16 protein-coding genes are annotated in these 17,306 nt (G+C 36.5%); 8 read left to right on the forward strand and 8 right to left on the reverse strand.

From position 1 onward, the window contains the following. Nucleotides 1–86: 86 nt before the first annotated feature. Complete coding sequence (locus ACIQXI_RS02875) at nucleotides 87–425, reverse strand: hypothetical protein (RefSeq protein WP_402921482.1); 339 nt, start codon at nucleotides 423–425, stop codon at nucleotides 87–89. Between the two features lie 323 nt (nucleotides 426–748). Then, a complete protein-coding gene (gene serC, locus ACIQXI_RS02880; RefSeq protein WP_402921484.1) occupies nucleotides 749–1,837 on the reverse strand; it encodes a 3-phosphoserine/phosphohydroxythreonine transaminase in 1,089 nt (362 codons plus the stop codon). A gap of 240 nt (nucleotides 1,838–2,077) precedes the next feature. Between serC and ACIQXI_RS02885 the strand changes: the two genes are divergently transcribed. Continuing rightward, a complete protein-coding gene (locus ACIQXI_RS02885; protein ID WP_402921486.1) occupies nucleotides 2,078–2,614 on the forward strand; it encodes a hydrolase in 537 nt (178 codons plus the stop codon). A gap of 311 nt (nucleotides 2,615–2,925) precedes the next feature. On the opposite strand, the gene ACIQXI_RS02890 is transcribed toward ACIQXI_RS02885, so the two are convergent. Beyond that, a complete protein-coding gene (locus ACIQXI_RS02890) occupies nucleotides 2,926–3,435 on the reverse strand; it encodes a PCYCGC motif-containing (lipo)protein (protein WP_402921488.1) in 510 nt (169 codons plus the stop codon). An 80-nt stretch (nucleotides 3,436–3,515) separates the two neighbouring features. Further along, a complete protein-coding gene (locus tag ACIQXI_RS02895; protein WP_402921489.1) occupies nucleotides 3,516–5,804 on the reverse strand; it encodes a YhgE/Pip family protein in 2,289 nt (762 codons plus the stop codon). 191 nt (nucleotides 5,805–5,995) lie between these two features. Here ACIQXI_RS02895 and ACIQXI_RS02900 point away from each other — a divergent pair, with 191 nt between their 5' ends. From ACIQXI_RS02900 to ACIQXI_RS02925, 6 genes are all read left to right on the forward strand, one after another. Then, on the forward strand, nucleotides 5,996–6,475 hold the full coding sequence (locus ACIQXI_RS02900; protein WP_402921490.1) for a thioredoxin family protein: 480 nt from the start codon (nucleotides 5,996–5,998) through the stop codon (nucleotides 6,473–6,475). Between the two features lie 156 nt (nucleotides 6,476–6,631). Further along, nucleotides 6,632–7,333, forward strand: a complete 702-nt coding sequence (locus tag ACIQXI_RS02905) for a tetratricopeptide repeat protein (protein ID WP_402921492.1) — start codon at nucleotides 6,632–6,634, stop codon at nucleotides 7,331–7,333. 309 nt (nucleotides 7,334–7,642) lie between these two features. Then, nucleotides 7,643–9,820 (forward strand): bifunctional diguanylate cyclase/phosphodiesterase, encoded by a 2,178-nt coding sequence (locus ACIQXI_RS02910; RefSeq protein WP_402921494.1) that lies wholly within the window; start codon nucleotides 7,643–7,645, stop codon nucleotides 9,818–9,820. Between the two features lie 302 nt (nucleotides 9,821–10,122). Then, on the forward strand, nucleotides 10,123–11,304 hold the full coding sequence (locus ACIQXI_RS02915) for an NAD(P)-dependent malic enzyme (RefSeq protein WP_402921496.1): 1,182 nt from the start codon (nucleotides 10,123–10,125) through the stop codon (nucleotides 11,302–11,304). Between the two features lie 90 nt (nucleotides 11,305–11,394). Beyond that, a complete protein-coding gene (locus ACIQXI_RS02920; RefSeq protein ID WP_402921497.1) occupies nucleotides 11,395–11,952 on the forward strand; it encodes a hypothetical protein in 558 nt (185 codons plus the stop codon). A gap of 201 nt (nucleotides 11,953–12,153) precedes the next feature. Then, nucleotides 12,154–12,807 (forward strand): alpha/beta hydrolase, encoded by a 654-nt coding sequence (locus tag ACIQXI_RS02925; RefSeq protein ID WP_402921499.1) that lies wholly within the window; start codon nucleotides 12,154–12,156, stop codon nucleotides 12,805–12,807. 51 nt (nucleotides 12,808–12,858) lie between these two features. Here the strand turns inward: ACIQXI_RS02925 and proC are convergent, their stop codons facing one another. Next, nucleotides 12,859–13,656 (reverse strand): pyrroline-5-carboxylate reductase, encoded by a 798-nt coding sequence (proC, locus tag ACIQXI_RS02930; protein WP_402921500.1) that lies wholly within the window; start codon nucleotides 13,654–13,656, stop codon nucleotides 12,859–12,861. 305 nt (nucleotides 13,657–13,961) lie between these two features. On the opposite strand from proC, the gene cyoE reads away from it, so the two are divergent. Then, the gene (cyoE, locus tag ACIQXI_RS02935) at nucleotides 13,962–14,912 is read left to right on the forward strand and encodes a heme o synthase (RefSeq protein ID WP_402921502.1); all 951 of its coding nucleotides are present in this window, start codon (nucleotides 13,962–13,964) and stop codon (nucleotides 14,910–14,912) included. A gap of 249 nt (nucleotides 14,913–15,161) precedes the next feature. Here the strand turns inward: cyoE and ACIQXI_RS02940 are convergent, their stop codons facing one another. The 3 genes from ACIQXI_RS02940 to ACIQXI_RS02950 all read right to left on the reverse strand — a co-directional run bounded on the left by ACIQXI_RS02940 (nucleotide 15,162) and on the right by ACIQXI_RS02950 (nucleotide 17,275). After that, on the reverse strand, nucleotides 15,162–15,908 hold the full coding sequence (locus tag ACIQXI_RS02940; RefSeq protein WP_402921504.1) for a metallophosphoesterase: 747 nt from the start codon (nucleotides 15,906–15,908) through the stop codon (nucleotides 15,162–15,164). Between the two features lie 342 nt (nucleotides 15,909–16,250). Further along, nucleotides 16,251–16,700: a helix-turn-helix transcriptional regulator gene (locus ACIQXI_RS02945; RefSeq protein ID WP_402921506.1), complete on the reverse strand. Its 450-nt coding sequence runs from the start codon at nucleotides 16,698–16,700 to the stop codon at nucleotides 16,251–16,253. A 170-nt stretch (nucleotides 16,701–16,870) separates the two neighbouring features. Then, nucleotides 16,871–17,275 carry a hypothetical protein gene (locus ACIQXI_RS02950; protein ID WP_402921508.1) on the reverse strand — a complete coding sequence of 135 codons (405 nt, stop codon included), beginning with the start codon at nucleotides 17,273–17,275 and terminating at the stop codon, nucleotides 16,871–16,873. Nucleotides 17,276–17,306: the final 31 nt, after the last annotated feature.

Genomic DNA, 17,306 nt, shown 5'->3' on the forward strand with positions numbered 1-17,306 from the left:
CACGAAACCCTGTCAAATTAATATTTGACAGGGTTTTCCTTATATATGAAGGAGTAATGTTAGAAGGAAAGGGCATAAGAAGACTACTAAACTCTTCTTACAATTCGGATAGCATCTATCTTTTTACAGTCGATAATTAGTGGTGATGTTGAACCAGCTTCTAAGAAATAAGCACAGCAATTCCGAGCATTAAAGCTCACAAATGTTAAACCAAGGAAACTAAGACCGCCAGTTAAGAAAACATCAACTACAGTGCCAATTTCTAAACATCTTAATTGCTCACAGATACAGCTTCGGCAGTTATTCACTGCTTTATGAGCTTTTTCTTCTTTACACTCATGTTGTTTCTTTTGCTGACAGCTGCAAGGTTTTTGGCATTTACAAGGAGCCCAATTCATGTGTGTAACATATCTTCTATCTTCCATTTGATACTACCTCCTTTCATTTGAAATAATGTAAAGCTATTGCCTTACACTTATAATCTATGTTTATAAAAAGAAAGGAGGGTGGTAATATGTCCGATAAACAATGAAAAAAACTATTATTTTATTAATAAAGTTTAGTTGATTTTGTAAATGGATGTTTGTACTAATCAAGTTATCATAGAGATAGAAGTCTATCATAGGGGATATAAATAGTTTTTTTCTATGCGAATAACGGATAGAAATGAAGGAGCTGAGCATGTAAACCGTTGGTGAAAAAAAACGACGAATGAAATTAGCTTAAGCTTTCATTCGTCGGTAAAATTTTATTGGTGTTTTTGTTGGAATGCTACCATAAAGTCGCGAAGTGCTTCACAAGTTTCTAATGGTACTGCATTATATGTTGATGCACGACAACCACCTACGGAGCGGTGTCCATTTAAACCAACAAATCCAGCTGCTTTCGCTTCTGCTAGGAATTGTTTTTCAAGCTCCTCATCTGCGACACGGAAAGTGATGTTCATTAATGAACGACTTTCTGGTGTAGCATGTCCTGTGTAAAAGCCATTACTATGATCAATGGCATCGTAAATTACTTGAGCTTTTGCTTCATTAAGCTTAGCAATTGCTTCAATACCGCCTTTACCTTCCACCCATTTTAATACTTCACCTAACATATAAATACCGAATGTTGGAGGTGTGTTATATAATGAATTGCCATCCGCATGCGTAGTATATTTTAGCATTGTAGGAATTTCTTTATTTGCTTTTTCTAGTAAGTCTTTACGAATAATCACGACTGTCACGCCAGAAGGGCCAAGGTTTTTTTGTGCACCTGCATAGATGATACCAAATTTACTGATATCAACTGGTTTAGATAGGATGTCGCTTGACATATCTGCTACTAATGGGACATTGCCTGTTTCAGGGAACTCTTTCCATTGTGTACCGTAAATTGTGTTATTTGATGTGATGTGTAAATAGGCATCATCGTCATTGAACTGAATATCTGATAATGCAGGGATATTACGATATTTATTGTCCTTTGTGCTTGCTGCTTCAACAGGAGTACCGAATAATTTCGCCTCTTTAAATGCTTTTTCAGCCCATGAACCAGATAATACATAACTTGCTTGTTTATCTGCTTGCAGGAAGTTCATCGGCACCATTGTGAATTGAAGGCTTGCCCCTCCTTGTAAGAAAAGGACCTCATAGTTTTCTGGAATCGCATAAAGTTTTTTTAATAGAGCAATTGCTTCATTATGTATTTCATCGAAAATTGCACTACGGTGGCTCATTTCCATAATAGACATCCCTGAATTACGGAAGTTAACTAATTGCTGTTGAGCGTTTTCTAATACTTCTAGCGGAAGTGCAGAAGGGCCTGCGTTAAAATTGAATGCTCGTTGTGTCAAAGTGGTACACTCCTTGTTTTGTTTAATAAAAGCACTTTACTGGATTATAACGTAATTTTCAAGAGAAAAAACAAAATTCTCAATTTTTTATTTATGTAGGATCAAAGTGAGCATTTTAGTGCCAGGCACGCATACAATTTGCACACAATTTATTTTTAATGTTATAGCGTTATCTGAAAACCTACATTAGCAAAGAAAATTCGGTATACTGATTACAAAGTAATGAAAAGGGGTGTTTGTATGTTTTCAATCGAACAAGCAAGTCTGATTGTCGTGGATGTGCAAGGGAAATTGGCGACGATTGTAGATGATAGTGAAACGGTTATTCAAAATGTGTCCAGACTTGTACAAGCTACGCAAGTACTAAATATACCAGTTCTATGGCTGGAGCAAAATCCTAGCCGTTTAGGTGGGACTGCGCTAGAGATTGCACAATATCTTCAAGGAGAACCGATTGCAAAAATGGCTTTTAGTGCATGCCAAGAAGGGGCTTTTATGGAGGCAATGAAAGCAAGTGGTCGTACCCAATTTATAGTGACAGGTATTGAAACACATATTTGTGTTTATCAAACAGCAAGACAACTAAAGGAACAAGGATTTGAAGTGGAAGTAGTCGTTGATGCCGTTTCTTCTCGCACAAAGGCTAATAAGGATATAGGGCTTGAAAAAATGAAAGCATTAGGTATCATGCCAACGAGCACAGAAATGATTTTATATGAATTATTGCAACGAGCGGATCACACACATTTTAAAACGGTGTTACAACTAGTGAAATAGCCAAGGCTCTTTCACAGAAATGTTCGTTCATAGAGAGCAGTTTAGGAAGGTTTACTCGATTTCCGCGGGATAAGCATGACAAATAAGACCCCCATGAAGTAGAGGAGGCGTATTCCATAGTCGTAGCCAGAGAATTAATTGTCATAGAAGTCTACATGCACATGAAGCCCCATCACAAATAGTGGTGGGGCTTCATGTGTTATAAATTATATAGTAACGCATTTCTTTTAAAGTTTCGGTAATGCCTTTACGCTAAAGAAAGGAGAGCTTTTATAAGCTGCTTTTTGTCATGTGTACCAGTCCCTTAAAGATTAAGCAGGCATCTCTGTTGGCGTAGGTTTTGCATAGCCGTTTTTGTATGTTTCATCAATTGTTTGACGGATTTCTTTTAGACTCATGCCATCTTTGTGCATCTTAGCTGATTGTAGTGCAATTTCCAAGCAAACACCACAGCGTGTACCATGATCGTCCCATACAATTGTCCCGTCTTGACGCTTTTCCTGAATAAAGCAGTTCAAATTACTTTTATGTCCAACGGATTCACCACAGCCACAGTAGCATGGCATCCATTCTAAAATGTCTGTCGATTGTCCGGCAATTTGATAAACTAAACGGATATTTTCAGATTGGCTATCTAAAAATGAAGGCAAAACATCAGCACTTGCTGTTTCTTCTTGAATATCGCCTGAAACATGGGCATGTCCATCATGTGAAGCTTCAGTTTGTGTTTCATTCGAATTATCTTCAATTACTTTTTTTTCTGACCCGCAAGCACTTAATACGAGTAACAACAACGTAAAAATGGATATAAGTTTTTTCAAAAAAAACGCCTCCTACTTGTTTACAATATTTCCATTATAACATTGTTGATGTCAAAATTTATAGCAAGGCAGGGCGAAAATCAATGAAATATATCTAAACCACGTGTTTTGTTCATTAAAAGTTCCATTTTTTCACCTAGTAATTTCTTGAAGAAAAAGCCAAATAAAATAAAGATTAACCAAAAGCTAATTAAAAATGTGAGGTCCAGCCATATTTTTGACCAAATAATCCCTCCGACGGCCTCACGCATCATGCCAATTGCATACGTAAACGGTAAAAATGGATTGATGACTTGGAAAAACTTCGGCAACAATTCAACTGGATATGTTCCCCCAGAACCCGCAATCTGTAAGACCAACATCACGATGGCTAGAGCTTTCCCCACATTGCCGAATACAGAGACAAGTGTGTACACAACCGTGATAAAGACAAAGCTAATGATTAAACCAAAAATAATAAAGTAAAATGGGGCTCGAATGGAGACATCTAATAGTAAAACATCTCCGATTGTAATAATTAACGTTTGAATAAATGAAATGGTAGCGAAGGTCAATAATCGTCCAAAATAAATTTCACGAATACTAAAGTGTTGATTGTCGTGAATATTTACCGCAAGAAGAGAGATAAGTAATAAGCAACCTACCCAAATAGAAAGGACTGTATAAAAAGGCGTCATCGCTGTTCCGTAATTAGCAATTGGGAACATTCTATGCTCTTCTAACTTGACCGGTTCTTCAAAGAAATTCCGTTCGGCTTCGACATCATTCTTTAATAATTGAACGATTTCAGATAAATCGGCTTCGTTTTCAAACGTCCGTAGTTTATTTGCAAGATCGCTAATTTTTTTACTTAACTTCGGGAAGTCCGCCTGTAAAGTAGAAATAGCCTTATTCGCTGTTATTAATGTATTTTTTGCATTGTTTAAACGTTGTTGCGCTTGTGGGATAGTGTTTTGTACTTTAGTTAGCATAGTAGATGCATTTGTTAAAGTATCCCTTGCAGCGTTCAAAGTTGAATGAATTTGCGGTTCAAGATTATCCGTATAATAATTTAGAAACTGCTCTAAATTAGTAGCAGCATTTTGAGCAATTTTTTGCACGTCTGCTAGATCTTTTATAATCGTTTGTTCATCGATAGTAGGTAATTGCTGTATTATATTGTTACTATCAGCTATTAAAGCATTGAGCTGTCTTAATGTCGACAGTGCTTCTGTTGAAGAATCGACTATGCTAGCATTTGCTTGTAATTTTTCTTGGATAGACGTCAGTTTCTGAATCATGTCCTTATTGGCGTCATTTTCTTGAAGAGACGTAATGATATTTTGCAAGGAATTCGCTAGTTGTTGACGAGTAGTTGCATCCGCCTGCGTCAGTTGTTGTAAAGCTTCCAGCGTTTCAATACTACTATTTAATTTTGCTTGCAAGGACGTTAATTGTTTCTGAAGCTCGTCTTTTGCTTGTGCTAATGTTGTTGTATTGGCCGTTGCATTTTGCAATTTCTCGAGCAACTGTGTGAATTGCTGTGCGATTGTTTGCGCACTTGCTAAATCCTCTTTGACAATCGGTGAAAGCTTATTGAACAATGTATCTGCCTCATTCATTAGCTTTAATCCACTTTGAATAGTAGTAAGACCGCTATTTGTCATTTTCTCTATTTCAGGGATTTCGTTTAAAGTAGTGTCTAATAGTTTTTCAGCATCCTGTCCACCTTTAGCAGTTTGTGCTAAAAACGACTCGATATCAGGTAAATGTTGCTCAATTGAATAAACATACTGTTCGAACTTTTCAAAATCTGGAATATCGTGTTCGATTTCAATGCCGATCTTATTGAACATCGAAAAAAGTGTACCATTGACTGTCGATATAAACTCACTCGAAACTTGTTGTGTAATTACACCTGCACCTTTGCTCGTAATTTTAGGAGCAATTGGATTTATTTTTTCATTAACAAAATAATCTATATGAGCTTTTGAAGGAAGATCAGTCACAATGGATGAAAGCTTTTCAGAAAAATCATTTGGAACGATTAGTACTGCAAAATAGTCTCCATTTTTCAAGGAATCGAGCGCTTGTTCTCTAGGAATAAAATTCCAGGAGAAGCTATTGTTTTCTTTTAAGTTGACCATTAATTCGTTTCCTATATTGATTGTTTCCCCTTTAATGGATGTTCCGCTATCTTCATTGACAACGGCTATTTTCATATTGGCAGTATTTGCGTATGGATCCATCGAAGCATAAATATTTAGCCAAGCATAAAGTGATGGCAAAAAAATAAGACCACCTACGATGACAGCAACTACCCAGTTTGAAACAATATTCAAAATATCACTTTTATAAATTTGAAAAACATGTTGGAAAGTGTGTTTCATCTTAAATTTCACCCCAAATTCATTTTGCGTGTATAGTAAGTATGTTCCCTTAAATGAACTAAATTATGTTTAAAATGTTAGAAAACTTGTTAGCAAAGTCTAATTAGTTTACTAGGTTCTAAAAAAACTTTATAATCAATTCCAAATACACTAAAAGTAGGGCATTTTGAAGTGAAAGCGGAGGAATTTAATTGAAGAAGCTATTAATTATTGGTTCGGTTATTGTTGTATTATTTGCATCGATTATAGTGCTGACAAATTATTCGAACAAAAGTAAACTTGCTAGTGCGAATAATCCTTATGGTGACAAAGATTTAAGACAAGAAACAATCGATCAGTTAGATGATAAAAATTACCAAAACATTATGTTACCTGATGAACTAGAGAAGAAGATTGCAGCAGGGGAAGATGTGAATGCCTATTTCTTTAGTCCAATTTGTGTACACTGCCAAGCATTCACACCGGTGTTAATGCCTATTGCAGACGAACTGGGTGTCAATATTGCGCAATTAAACGTCTATGAATATGAAGATCTATGGCAGAAATATGGTATCGAAGCAACACCAACGTTCATTCGTTTTGAAGATGGTAAGGAAGCAGCTCGTTTTGTAGGTGCTCTAGCGGAGGAAGATTTACGTTCTTTCTTAGATAAAGAAGTGTTAAAAAAATAAACATCGAAAGAGACTGGTCAAAAGAAAATTGGACAGTCTCTTTTTTTAGCTACTTTAAAGCTGTACGTGATCTGTAAATAATGCATCGTTTACTTTGCGAAATATGTATAATGGTAAGTAGATAAATTGCTGAGGTTTAAACTGGAGGAACTTGCTATGACAATGGATGAGTATTTTTATAATGGAGAGCTGATGAAATGTTATGCGGCTGCTTTGCAAGAAGCAGAAGGGCCACAAAAGGCTTTAGCGACGAAATATATTACTTTACTAGATGAGTATGAACTTGCTACTTTACCAAAACCAACACTTTTAGCAGAGACACAGCATACGGAACGAAGTGATGAAAGTTATCCTGAATCAGATACAGTTGTGGAAATACGCGCTATTAAAGATGAAGCGGCATTCTCTATACGTGTGCAAGCATTAGAGGAAAGTGCTAAAACTGGGACAGCGAATGAGAAAGCTCAATCATTTTTTACGCAAGGCGAGCTGTTTTTATTTGCACATCATTACAATGAGAGTGTGCATTGCTTTAAACAGGCAGTAAAAGAAAACCCAAATAAAGCGTTATATTGGGGAATCACAGGCCAAACGATGCATCGTTTTGGGTGGATGCCTTTCGATGCACTTGCCTATTTGGAACAGGCGATTATTTTAGATCCAAGCAATGCGCGTTGGAAATGGAATAAAGCACTGGTGCTTATTCAGCTTGCAAAAGATTTACAGATGGCACCTTTTATGGCCAATGCAGCCTTTGCCTTAGAGGAAGCAATTGCTTGTTGTAAGGAGCATCAACGCTCATTAAAAGAAGCGATTCAAAATACAATCGACAATATGGATAGTTATGTATTTTCTTAACAATAAATTAGTTGTATAACGATTAAAGACTGAGGACAAGCTCGAGAATTGCGGGAATGCCTTCAGTCTTTTTTTATTGAAAATGGCGATTAAGCAAGATACACACTATATATAAAAAGTTTACTAATATTGAATTTGTATATAGGTGACAATTTTGTGAAGCGGCTTAAGAAAGAGCGTAAACAAATCTCTCTTTTGATTGAAATTCAGGTATATCATGGTAATCTATTGGTAGTATGAAGTAAAATTATTTATAAATAATGAATGGCAAAAGTAACCGTATTGAACTAAGAAAAGGTAGGGGTCAGCTTGTCGGAATTAAATAAACATGTTTCTTTATGGAGGCAAGGAATTCACTTCATTTTATTCTCTATCGTAATGTTATTAATCATCGCTTACTGGAGCGAACAATTTTACGGAATTTTTGGCAAAAGCAATTACGTTTCGCTTCATTTGTTTATAGAAATCCTAATTATTGTTGTCACAATGACAATAGCGATACAATCATGGTTAACAACACCCTTTATTTTATCAAATAAGACACTTTATATAGGTGCTTTATTTTTAACATACAGTCTTATTGAAATTGCCCATACCCTTGCTTATAAAGGCATGCCATATTTTATTACAGAAAGTGCAAGTTATGCGCCAACATGGTTTTATATTATCGGCAGATTAGTATTATCATGTGGAATACTTATTATTTTTTTTGTGAAAGAAAAAGGTATTCGTACGAAAACATATCGTTGGTTCATTTATAGTACACCCTTTGTGGTTATTGTTAGTTTAACGATGCTTATATATGCACCGAATCCTATCCTACCGCCACTTGTTATCGACGGCGTCGGTCCAACGTTGTTAAAAAATGTTTTGCAGTATGTAGCAATTGCCTGTCATATTATCATCATGTACATATTATTAAAAGGCTTTCAAAAAGCACCTAAAATCATTATATTATTACTAGGCAGTGCTTGTTATTTAATCATTAGCGATTTTCTTTTTACCATTTATCGCGATGTATACGATATTAAAAATTTCATCGGTCATCTATTTCAATTAAGTTCTTTTTATCTTCTTTTTAAAGCTATTTATTTCTCATCTATTGAAAAACCATTTCGGGAATTATTAGAAGTACAAAAACATTTAGAGAGTTCTAGAGAGAAGATGCATTACATGGCTTATCATAATGAAGTAACGAACTTACCGAACGAACGCTTTTTGAATGAATATTTACATAAAAACCTCTTTAAAACTAAAACCAATAAGGCAATTTTAGCAATCGAAATCGAGCGGATTTCAACAATTAAAGCTTCCCTCGGAAGTTTGTACGCAGATAAAATGATTACGATGGTAGCACAGCGGCTGAAAGAGTGTTTACCTGAAAAGAGTTTACTATGTTTATTACGGGAAGATTATTTTATCGTGTATATGGATGAAGCGAACCAGTCAGATAGTATCCTGCAATTATGTAAAAATCTGCAATTGGCAATGCAAGAGTCTTTTCAAATTCAGCATTTTTCTTTAAATGGCAATTTAAACATTGGCATTTCTTTATTTCCAACGGATGCTTCTAAGGAAGATGAACTCGTCAGGCTTGCGATTTATGCTATGCATGAAGCGAGTAAAGTACCTTCACGCATGTTATTTTACGAAACTCCCATGTCCAGTGATATTACAGAAAGACTTCTATTAGAAAATGATTTACTTCATGCTTTAGAAAATAACGAGCTGTTTTTAGAATATCAGCCGCAGATTGATTTACAGACAGGCCATATTTTATCTGTTGAGGCATTAGTGCGTTGGCAACATCCTCACAAGGGGTTGATTGCACCATCTACTTTTATTCCTATTGCTGAGGAGACAGGGATAATTATTCCTATTGGGCAATGGGTATTAGAAACAGCTTGTAGGCAAGTGAAGGAGTGGGAACGAGCAGGCTTACCACCTATTAAAGTAGCAGTCAATCTTTCATTAGGACAATTGTTTCAACAAAATTTAGTAGATATGATTCACACTGTACTTCATCAAACCGAATTAGATCCAAAATATTTACAATTAGAAATAACAGAAAGTATGACCATCAATTTTGATCATATGACGATGATTTTACAGCAACTAAAGGCACTTGGCGTCACAATTGCTGTAGATGATTTTGGTACAGGCTATTCATCCTTATCCTATTTAAAGGATTTTCCAATTGATTGCTTAAAAATTGATCGTTCATTTGTCCAAAAAATTCAAAGTGAACCTACTGATAAGGCTTTAGTTGATATGATCCTATCTATGGCTAAGCATCTCCGTTTAAAGGTAGTGGCTGAAGGCATTGAGGAAGTCGCGCAACTCCATTATTTAATAGCAGGTCATTGTGAAACAGTCCAAGGTTTTTTATTTAGCAAACCGGTGCATCCAGCCTTTTTACAAGATAATTATCAAAAGCTCCAACATCGTGCGCAAAATATTTTAAAGGAAATCCATGCTTCAGTATGAGCAATTCCATAGAGATTTTATTATCGTAAAAAGTGTTAGATTGGCTGCCATCAATCTAACACTTTTTGTTATGCAATCGATTTTCTGCGTCTATGTTATCAATTAGTTTGTACTCTTTTACAAATTCACCATCAACATTGCCGTCCATGTAAACATTTTAAAGTGCTGATCTCAGCTAGTGTAGTATTAAATCTTTAATTTTGGATAGCATGATAACGAATGTACCTTTAAATTTTCTGTAATGGAAGCTGGTAAATCATAAAAGATAGTGAATGAAAAACCTAGAGGATAGGGGTCTAGCAATGGATATTATGCAAAAAGCTTTAGCAATGCACAAGGAAGCACAAGGGAAGATGGAGATAGTTGCAAAGGTGCCAGTCCAGGATACATACGATTTGAGTTTAGCTTATTCACCTGGTGTTGCACAGCCATGTATTGAAATCCAAAAAAATCCGCAAACCGTTTACGATTACACAATCAAAGGTAATTTAGTAGGTATTGTGACGGATGGGACAGCAGTTTTAGGTTTAGGTGACATCGGACCAGAAGCGGCGTTACCTGTTATGGAAGGAAAAGCAATATTATTGAAACGCTTTGCTAATGTGGATGCCTTCCCAATATGTCTGGCAACGAAGGATGTCGATGAAATTGTTCGGACTGTTAAGGCGATTGCACCAACTTTTGGCGGCATCAATCTGGAAGATATTTCAGCCCCTCGATGCTTTGAAATCGAAAAGCGACTCCGGCAGGAATGCAATATCCCTGTCTTCCATGATGATCAGCATGGCACTGCCATTGTTGTTGGCGCAGGCTTAATGAATGCAATAAAATTAGTGAACAAAAAACCGCAACAAATGAAGGTAGTTATTAATGGCGCAGGTGCAGCGGGCATTGCCATTTTGCGTGTATTACTGCAATTGGGATATAAAAATGTAGTGATGTGTGACACGAAGGGCATTATTTATCTTGGGCGTACAGAGGGCATGAATAGCATAAAGGAACAAATTGCAAAAGTTTCTAATCCCCTAGGTTTAATCGGGTCATTAGAAGATGCCATTGCTGAAAGTGATGTGTTTATTGGTGTATCAGTGGCTGATTTATTAACAAAAGGCCATATTGAATCAATGAACGATGATCCGATTGTTTTTGCTTTAGCCAATCCGAATCCAGAAATTACCTATGATAATGCGCGAGCTTGGGGCGTTCGGGTTATGGCGACTGGTCGTTCGGATTACCCTAACCAAGTGAATAATGTGTTAGCATTCCCAGGGATTTTCCGAGGCGCTTTAGATGTTCGTGCTAGCGATATTAACGAGGCGATGAAACTTGCGGCTGTGGAAGCAATCGCTTCATTAGTAGCAACTGAAGACTTATCAGAAGAATTTATTATCCCTAAGTCTATGGACGAACGTGTGGCAAGTGTTGTCGCACAAGCAGTTAGTAGAGCAGCTATCAAATCGGGTATAGCATCGTTACATTCATAACGAAGATAAACGTTGTCGATTCCTTTCTGCTCAACAATCATGGTATGATAGAAAAGAAATGATTTGTTGAGATAAGGACGGGTTTTTATCATGGTACAAGAAGTAGCAAATAAATTTATTGAAAATGTATGTCAGCATTTAGTGCGTAATATGAATATTACAAAAGTTGAGCAGCACTTTAAGCAAACGATTGCAATGCAACGCCAATCAGCACAATCTACAACTGATTTTTGGGATATGTTAATGATGAATATGCTGTATTTTACTGATAATGAACAAGTTTGGGAAAAAGAGTTTATTCATATGCTAGAAAACAAACAATGGTTAAAACCTAGTGTACTTGAAGAGGAATTGCTTATGCATCAGATGCGAATTCGCCAGCAAGTAGCGGAACGCATGGATATGGCAAAAGATTTGTTCCATCAACAGTATGAAACGGAAGGACTATCAGAAGAGGATATTATTTATGACTATGCCTATAGTTCTGCGGCGCATTCGATGCGTATGGATTTACTGACAGTGCTCGTCTCGACACCAGCACAATCGAAAGTGTTATTTGAAGCGGATCCACACGAAACAGTGCGCATCATTAACGGTTACATCGCCTATCATACGGATGGGCTAATTTCAAAAACAAAGTTAACATAATAAGTGCCAGGCACCCAAACAATTCTGAAAATTCGAAGTGAAAATCCACGAAGACTATTGCGGCTTCTATGTATGCCCGCGGATAGCCCAGTGGATTTTTTTCTTATATAAGCAATATACCTTTTTGAAATCAACATTTGTGCAGGATAATTGTGTATTATGATAAACTAGATTTGAGTTTACTTGAAAGGAATTATGTCCATGAATACACCATTCACATTTAAACATACACAACCGATAAATATGGATCCAACAAAAAAATACCCTGCTATTTTTTTATTGCATGGAATGGGAAGTAATGAAGATGACTTACCGCAATTAGTACAACCATTTCAACAGCAATGTCATATTATAAGTGTCAGAGGGCCAATCACACAAAAGCCTGGTTACGCATTTTTTACAATTCAAGAGGTTGGCAAACCAGATCGAGCTATATTTGATAAAGTGTTAATTGCACTGCAACGCTTTGTGTTGGAAGCTATTGAGGAATTCCAAATTGACCCGCATAAAGTTTTTGTTCTTGGATTTAGCCAAGGTGCTGTACTTGCGCAATCACTAGCTTTTGTTATGGGAAATTTAATTACAGGTATTGTTGCTTTGAGTGGCTATACTCCAAAATTTGTTACGGAGGAATATGCGATCCGTACTGTTAATCATTTACATGCTTTTATTTCTCATGGTGACTATGATTATGTCATTCCCTCACAATGGGGCGTTGAAAGCAAGGAACTATTCGAACAATTTGGAGCAACGGTGATTTTTAAGCAATATCCAGATGGACATGGTGTTACACCTGAGAATATGGAAGATTTAACAGTATTTCTAGCTCAACATTTACAAGACAATGTTCAATAAAAACAATAAAGGCATCGGGGTTACTCGATGCCTTTTACTATTGGTGTTTACTTAAGAAAGACTACGGTCTTTATCTGTTACTGCGGCAACAGCATCATGGATTGTCGTCTCAAAATGATTACTTTGTAGGGAAGAAACGCCTTGAATGGTCGTGCCACCTGGAGAGCATACTTGATCGACAAGGGCCCAAGGATGTTCATTGGATTGTAAAATCATTTTTGCACTGCCTAATACAGCGTTCGCTGCAATATCGAGTGCCATATTTTTAGGTATGCCTTCACGAACAGCTGCTCGAGCTAATGCATCGATATACATGTAGGTAAAGGCCGGTGATGCACCGCCAATTGTCGTAAAGATAGAGAATAAATGTTCAGGTACTTCAATAATTGTACCGATTGTTTCAAATAAAGTAGTAATGAGTCGGAGTTGCGCCTCTGTTACTTGCTCATTTGCCGTATAGCAACTTGTTGAAGCTCCAATCAGTGCATTGATATTTGGCATGACGCGAATAATAGGTGTGGACTCTGAAAGGTAGCCTTGGAAGTAGTTGAGGTTTTTGCCCGCAGCAATGGAAACAATCATATGCTTTGCTTGTAAATGTTTTTTAACTTCAGGTAAAACATCAGGTAATATTTGTGGTTTAACGCCTAAAATAATAATATCGCATTTTGCCATAAGTTCCTCGATGGAGTTTGTTGCTTGGATTCCATAAGAGGTAGCTAATTGAGTTGTTTTAGTTTTTGTACGATTATAGCCATATATATAAGAGGAATCGAAATCTCCATTTTTACACATGCCTTTTATAATCGCTGTGGTCATATTCCCTAGACCAATAAATCCATATTTCACGTCTGAGACACTCCTTCAATAAGATCGAACATACCCATTAGTATAGTGCAGATTGTTTTTCTTGAATAGTATTATGTAAGAAAGAAGGCAATAAGGTTCAAATTCATGCCAGTCGGTGGTATCATAGAAGGAGTTGTGATTTGGCATATTGCTAATTCATGAATGAAATCATGTACTTTATGTGAACTTTGAGACATAGCCACCCTAAAAGGGGTAAAATAATAATTTGATATGTAGAATGCAAAAAATGTCTCTTTCTATCGAAGGATGCATGTAGAAATTATAAAGAAAAGGAATTAAGAGGAATGGAACAAAATCTAAAAACGGATCAAAATCCGCAGACTGTAGAAGAAACAATAGAGAAACATTCGCTCTCTAATGTTTTAGCACAAACAGTTAAAACTGGTATTATAAAATCCAATTTAATTCCTATGTGGGCTGGCTTAGCGCTCGGGATGTATAAAAATAAAATGACGCTCTTGGACAATATACCTGAAATCATTTTTGCCACAATTGGCTCGGCTCTTGTTATTGGTGCGGCAGGGGCGTTTAATAACGTCTATGATCGAGATATAGATGCGATTATGCCTCGTACAAAAAATCGTCCTACCGTAACAGGTGAGATGTCAGCAAAATCCACGTTAATTTTAGCGATTGTCATGCTGATTGTTGGGTTAGGTGTCCTAGCATTAGCATCACCACTAGCAGCTTTATTCGGTTTTATTGGTGTCTTTTTATATGTTGTACCGTATACAATGTGGACAAAACGTCGCACAATTTATAATACGGAAGTTGGTAGTATATCAGGTGCTGTTCCACCTTTAATTGGTTGGGCTGCGGTATCTTCAGATATTACTCATCCAGCTTTAATGGGGCTCTTTTTTGTTATGGTAATCTGGCAAATGCCACACTTTTATGCCATTGCCATTCGTAAGCATGCAGACTATGAAGCTGCGAATGTTCCGATGTTACCTGTTGTTAAAGGGATGCGTCGCACGTACTACCAAACGAATTTTTATTTAATTTTGCTAATATTATCGAGCTTTTTATTTGGTTCGTTAAGTATGGGGATTATGCTTGTTGCACTTATATTAAGTGTCGCATGGCTTGTTATGAGTATTTACGGTTACCATAGCAATACAGATCAAGGAAAATGGGCAACAAAAATGTTTGTGTTCTCACTTTTCCATATGACAATTCTCTTCTCAACTGTTATTATTTATTCGCTAGCAGGGGTTATATTTAAATTATATTAATGACTATTGCACCTATATTGACAAGCCTCATCACAATTTTTGTGGTGGGGCTTGTCTTATTTTTCAAGAACGTGATATAACATCTTCTATCATAATGGAATATTTGGAGAGAAGGTGCATCTAAGTGAGGAACAGTTATTAAAATAAGTCATTGCAGTGGAAGTACCGCACTCCAGCAGGAACAGCACGAGCAAAAATTTAAGGAAGCTGTGCCTGCGTAAAAGGAGCTTATTGAGAGGGAATGAAAGTTTATTCTAGATTGTCTTCTTGCTCGTTGTCTTTTGGTTTTGCCACAGATGTTATGTGTCGTGTTGGCCATTCAAATGCATGTAGTTGGCCGCCGAATACTGCGCCACCATCAATTCCAATAATATGATTGTTACCAAAATAAACATTGTAATTAGTAGGATCCTCATGCAGTTTATATGTTGGAGTATGACCAAAAATCACGGTTTTTTGTCCTTGATAACCATTATGAAATTCCTCTCGAATCCATAATAGTTGTAAAGGATCTGTCTCTGCCAAGGCCACATTAGGTACAACACCACCGTGGACAAAAATTGCATCTTCTAATTCAATATACATTTCAAACGTTTCGATTAGCTGTAAATGTTCTTCAAGCTTCGGTAATGTTTGAATGTAATGAGGTAATGTATTTGTATGAAGTGCATCTTCAAAATCTTCCGCCTGATAGCCATAGCTTGCGAGTGTTGCATCGCCTCCACAAAGTGAAACCCAATGATTCCAAGCTTTCGGAATGCCAGAACGGCAGGCTTTTAACATAAGTGCCTCGTGATTCCCGAGTAGAACACGTGCACCAGTTGCTTGAAGTTCGGCAACTATATTTAAAACACCACACGAAGCAGGGCCTCGATCAATATAATCACCAAGTAATATCAACTGATCTTGTGTGGCATCGAACTGCACTTTTAATAATAACTCTTCCAACAGTTCTAATTCTCCATGTATATCACTAATAGCTAGAATACGTGTCATCGTAAAGCATCCTTTCCAATTGTAACAGGCGTTACTCTTCATTATAGAGAAGAATCTTGCAAAATTCGACTTATCTCGTTTATGAATGTGCGATGTTACTGAAGCCTGTTTGAATATAAACGGCAAAAAGATATAAGTTAATAGGGGATACTATTCGTCAGAAACCATTTCCGTAGTCTTCTATGTTATGACAGCTTGAGAATAAGCTATTATTCGTTTGTCTATACATTTAAAAAATAAGTGAAAGGAAGGAGATGGGAGGGGGAAATCGTAATAAAGAGGAATAGCTAATGTGATAATATATCCCTTTATTATCGAGATGTATTGTCACATTAGCATGAATTAGTTTTTCATTTTATTCCATTCTTGCTCGGCAATTTTTTCATCAAAGGTTGAAAGTAAGCGATAATTGTCGGTGTCTAAAATACGAAAGTGGTGACTTATAACATTTTGTTGTAATCGGTAACCTTGCCATTCATTCAGGTTTTTCCACCATATGTATCCACCCATCGTTTTTTCTTTTGGTTGTAATGTACCGTTATTAGCGATTAAGTCAACGACCTCTAATGGATCGCCGCCGAGTTCATGCTGTAAAATAGAACTGTCTCGGCATAGTGCACAAACAGCCACTGTAGTCGTCCAGCCAGTTTTAATGCGACCTTTTTCTATTTGCACAAGTGTTTTTTTTGACAGACCTAATAGGTCGCTCATTTGATCTTGCGTTAAATTTTTTTCTGTTCGAATTAATTTTAATTTTTCAGAGATGAGTAAATTAAGTTGTTCACGATTCATGCAAACACCCTTTCTATCAGGTTGTTACGCTCCATTATACATGAAAGATGAAATAGGTGGCGAAGATTCGGGAGTTAACATTGAGAAGATGTTGTATACGGAGCTAAAGAAATAGACTGCTCAAAGAATTTTACTTATTGAGCAGTCTGTTAGTTAGTATAACAGGCTATTTAATATTCATATTTTTTTGTGTCAGATATTACGCGGAAATGAATTCCTTTAATTTGGGCACTTACTTTATGGCGAAGCGTATCAAGATCCACTAGTTCATCACCGTCATTTACACACTCAGCGATTTCCTGTAAAAGTTTAGTGAAAGCTTCTTTAAATAATGCGCGCATATTATCAAAATCAAGACTTCTAAAGCTTCCGTCAATATCAAACGCCTCAACAGAATTTAATTGCTTGGAAGCACCAGCGAAGCGATCATCGTAAACGGTATAGTTTTCATCAGTTACAACGATAATATATAATATTTCGCCAGTAATCGTTTTTAATTCAATATTTGTTTTGTGTTTTTTGACGTCAGTAATAATATGGATACCGTCTGAATGATATAGTTTAAAAAGTTTCATGACATTGCCCCCTGGGAATAGAATTATAGCT

This window comes from Lysinibacillus sp. NPDC097195 (assembly GCF_044762075.1).
In the GTDB taxonomy this organism is placed as follows: Bacteria; Bacillota; Bacilli; order Bacillales_A; family Planococcaceae; genus Lysinibacillus.